At 64.5% G+C, this 3316-nt stretch carries 4 protein-coding genes; all 4 read right to left on the bottom strand.

Annotated elements, in window-relative coordinates:
* On the bottom strand, positions 1-871 hold an 871-nt coding region (gene tsf / locus VGE27_RS12485), incomplete at its 3' end, for a translation elongation factor Ts (RefSeq protein ID WP_331049993.1).
* Positions 872-1058: 187 nt separating this feature from the next.
* On the bottom strand, positions 1059-2015 hold the full coding sequence (gene rpsB, locus VGE27_RS12480; protein WP_331049992.1) for a 30S ribosomal protein S2: 957 nt from the start codon (positions 2013-2015) through the stop codon (positions 1059-1061).
* A gap of 147 nt (positions 2016-2162) precedes the next feature.
* Positions 2163-2552 carry a 30S ribosomal protein S9 gene (rpsI, locus tag VGE27_RS12475; protein WP_331049991.1) on the bottom strand — a complete coding sequence of 130 codons (390 nt, stop codon included), beginning with the start codon at positions 2550-2552 and terminating at the stop codon, positions 2163-2165.
* Positions 2552-3001 carry a 50S ribosomal protein L13 gene (gene rplM / locus VGE27_RS12470; protein WP_331049990.1) on the bottom strand — a complete coding sequence of 150 codons (450 nt, stop codon included), beginning with the start codon at positions 2999-3001 and terminating at the stop codon, positions 2552-2554. Before rplM ends, rpsI begins: the two co-directional genes overlap by 1 nt.
* Positions 3002-3316 lie beyond the last annotated feature (315 nt).

Raw genomic sequence — 3316 nt, 5'->3', positions numbered from 1 at the left:
GCAGGCGGGCGAAACGGTCGACCGTGATCGTGCCGCCGGCCTTCTTCGCATAGTCGGCCACCAGCTGGTTGATGGTCAGCGCCGGGTCACGAACCCAGGGCTGGGGCAGCAGCGTCACGTCCTTGAGGAACGCTTCCACCTTGCCCGTGGCGATCTTCTCGATCATCGCATCCGGCTTGCCGGCCTGACGGGCCTGCTCTTCCGCGATGCGGCGCTCGCTGTCGATCTTGTCCGACGACACGCCGTCACGATCCACGGCCATCGGGGACGAGGCCGCCACGTGCTCGGCGATGTACTTGAGCAGTTCACGCGTGGCTTCGTGCGAGGCCACTTCCGGTGACGACGCCGTGATCTCCACGATCGTGGCGAGCTTGCCGTTGTGGTGGCGGTACATGCCGACCTGGCCATTGGCACCCGCATCGAAGCGCGCGGTGCGCTTGACGTTCACCGCTTCACCCGTGCGCGCCGACGCGCCCTTCACGAACTCTGCCACCGTCTCGCTCGGGCTCGACACCATCGGCTCGGCGAGCATCGCGTCGATGTCGCCGGCGGTGGACTGCACGCGATGCGCAACGAGCGAGGCCACGACCTTGCCGAAGTCTTCATTGCGGGCCACGAAGTCGGTTTCACATGCGACTTCGATGATGGCCGCCGACTTGCCGTCGTTGAACACTTCACCACCGACGATGCCTTCGCTCGTCGAACGATCGGAGCGCTTCTCGGCCTTGGCGATGCCCTTCTTGCGAAGGTATTCCACCGCCGCGTCCATGTCGCCGTTCGTCTCTTCGAGGGCCTTCTTGCAGTCCATCATGCCGGCGCCAGTGCGCTGGCGCAGTTCAGCGACGGCCTTGGCCGTGATCGGGGTGCTCATCGGGGAGTCCTGTGTGAAGCGGGTCTATTGAAAAGATCGATCTGCTGACTGAAAGGGCCGCTGGTGACCCAGCGGGTGCCCCACTACACGAACGCCGCCGGGAAAGGCCGGCGGCGTCGTACTACAACATCCTGAAGCGGGTCACCTCACGATGACCAACCCGGGAATGGCCGACGTGGCCGTCTCGTTATTCCGCGCTCGGGGCCGCCGGCGCGCTCTCGTCACCGCCCTGGCCTTCCGTGCCGGGCTTGAGACGGGCGGCAATGGCCTCCGGCTTCGCACGACGACGACGCGGGCGACGTCCGTCACCGCCACCGTTGCCACCGCTGTTGCGGTCACCACCACCACGGTTGTCGCGATCGCCACCACGGCCACCACGATCACCACGGCCAGCCGGCTCCGTGCCACGATCGCTGGAGAACGTGTAGCTCTCCTGCTCCTCTTCCACCGAACGCACCGGCGCTTCGCGACGCGCTTCGTCGATCGTGTCGGCCACCACCTTGGCGATCAGCTCGACCGAACGGATCGCGTCGTCGTTGCCGGCGATCGGCACCGTGATCAGGTCGGGATCGGCATTCGTATCCACGATGGCGACGATCGGCACACCGAGCTTGTTGGCTTCGGAAACCGCGATGCGCTCCTTCTTGGAGTCGATGATGAACAGCAGCCCCGGGAGGCGGTTCATCGTCTTGATGCCCGACAGGTACTTGGACAGCTTCTCGCGCTGACGCGACATGAGGAGCTGTTCCTTCTTGGTGTAGTTGGCCATGCTGCCGTCTTCGCTGCCGGCCTCGAGCTCCTTGAGCTTCTTGACCTGCTTCTTGACCGTCTGGTAGTTGGTCAGCATGCCGCCGAGCCAGCGCTCGGTGACGAACATAGCGCCGCAACGCGCGGCTTCATCGCGCACGATGGCGGCCAGCTGGCGCTTCGTGCAGACGAACAGCACGTTCTCGCCACGCAGGACGACCTCACGGACCAGCTTCTGCGCCAGTTCGATCTGGCGGAGGGTCTTCTGGAGGTCGATGATGTGAATGCCATTGCGCTCGGCGAAGATGAACCGGCGCATCTTGGGGTTCCAACGACGGGTCTGGTGCCCGAAGTGAACGCCCGCGGCGAGCAGCTGCTCGAGTGACGGAGTCGACATGATTATGAAACGTGGGGTTGGGAATCGTCCGTGATCGTCACCGTCGGTGGCAACCGTCCTTGAAGGATTGGCACCTGCCACCGACTCGGACCACGTGTGAGATATGCTGGAGATCTGGCCGGCACCGCAGTGCCGGCCAGACGGGTCTTAGCGCTTGGAGAACTGGAAGCGCTTACGGGCGCCAGCGCGGCCCGGCTTCTTACGCTCGACCTCACGCGCATCGCGCGTGAGCAGGCCGAACTCGCGAAGCTTCTTCTTGTTGCTCTCGTCGATCTTGACGAGGGCACGGGCCACGGCGAGGCGCACCGCGCCGGCCTGGCCGGCAACACCGCCGCCATCGATGGTGGCCTTCACGTCGAAACGGCCGAGCGTGTCGGTCAGCGTGAACGGCTGCTGGATGGCCGACACCAGCGTCGGACGCGGGAAGTAATCACCGAGCGTGCGGCCGTTCACCGACCACTTGCCCGAGCCCGGCGTGAGGTACAGACGGCACACCGCTTCCTTGCGACGGCCAACAGCCTGAATCTGGTCCGACATTACTTGGCCTCGGCCGAGGAGAAGGTAAGCGCAGCCGGGTTCTGCGCGATGTGCGGATGCTCGGCACCGGCGAACACGCGAAGCTTGCGACGGAGCACCTGGCGTCCGAGGGCCGTCTTCGGCAGCATGCCGTAGACCGCCTTCTCGATCACCCGCTCCGGGTGCTTCGCCAACACGGACGCGAAAGGCGTGTGCTTCTCATGGCCCATGTAGCCCGTGTGGCTGAAGTACGTCTTCTGCTCCGCCTTGCGTCCCGTGACCTGCACCTTCGACGCATTGATCACGATGACGAAGTCACCCGTGTCCATGTGGGGCGTGTACATGGGCTTGTGCTTGCCGCGGATGATCTTCGCGACTTCCGACGCGAGCCGGCCCAGGACCATTCCTTCCGCGTCGACGACGTACCACCGACGGTCGATATCCTTCGGGGTCGCGCTGTAGGTCTTCATGCTAACGTGATCCGTGCGTGGTAACCCGCCTCAACGCGGGGTACGCGCTTGCGAGGTACATGTGATGGGACTGGTGGAGATCTCGGCGTGCGCCGGACCCCCAAATGACTACGACACAACTGCGATATGACTACGGCAAAATGCTCCCGCGGAAAACGGGACAGACTCGTAGCTTACTCAGACCTGAAGTGGCTGTCAATACAGCGCTTGGGCGTCGCCGAGGACTCACCACCACCTGACGCACCGCGCAGGCGGGGGACCACCAGATCCGGGCAGGAAATCCGGCGCGCTGACTTCCGCGATCACCCTCCGGTC

The sequence above is a fragment of the Gemmatimonas sp. genome (genome assembly GCF_036405635.1).
In the GTDB taxonomy this organism is placed as follows: domain Bacteria; phylum Gemmatimonadota; class Gemmatimonadetes; order Gemmatimonadales; family Gemmatimonadaceae; genus Gemmatimonas.
This window is presented reverse-complemented; position numbering and strand designations above follow the sequence as displayed.

What these genes read in the sequence shown, in the direction of transcription:
- rpsB (WP_331049992.1), bottom strand. Translation starts at nt 2,015, where the DNA reads ATGTCGACTCCGTCACTCGAGCAGCTGCTCGCCGCGGGCGTTCACTTC.
- rpsI (WP_331049991.1), bottom strand. Translation starts at nt 2,552, where the DNA reads ATGTCGGACCAGATTCAGGCTGTTGGCCGTCGCAAGGAAGCGGTGTGC.
- rplM (WP_331049990.1), bottom strand. Translation starts at nt 3,001, where the DNA reads ATGAAGACCTACAGCGCGACCCCGAAGGATATCGACCGTCGGTGGTAC.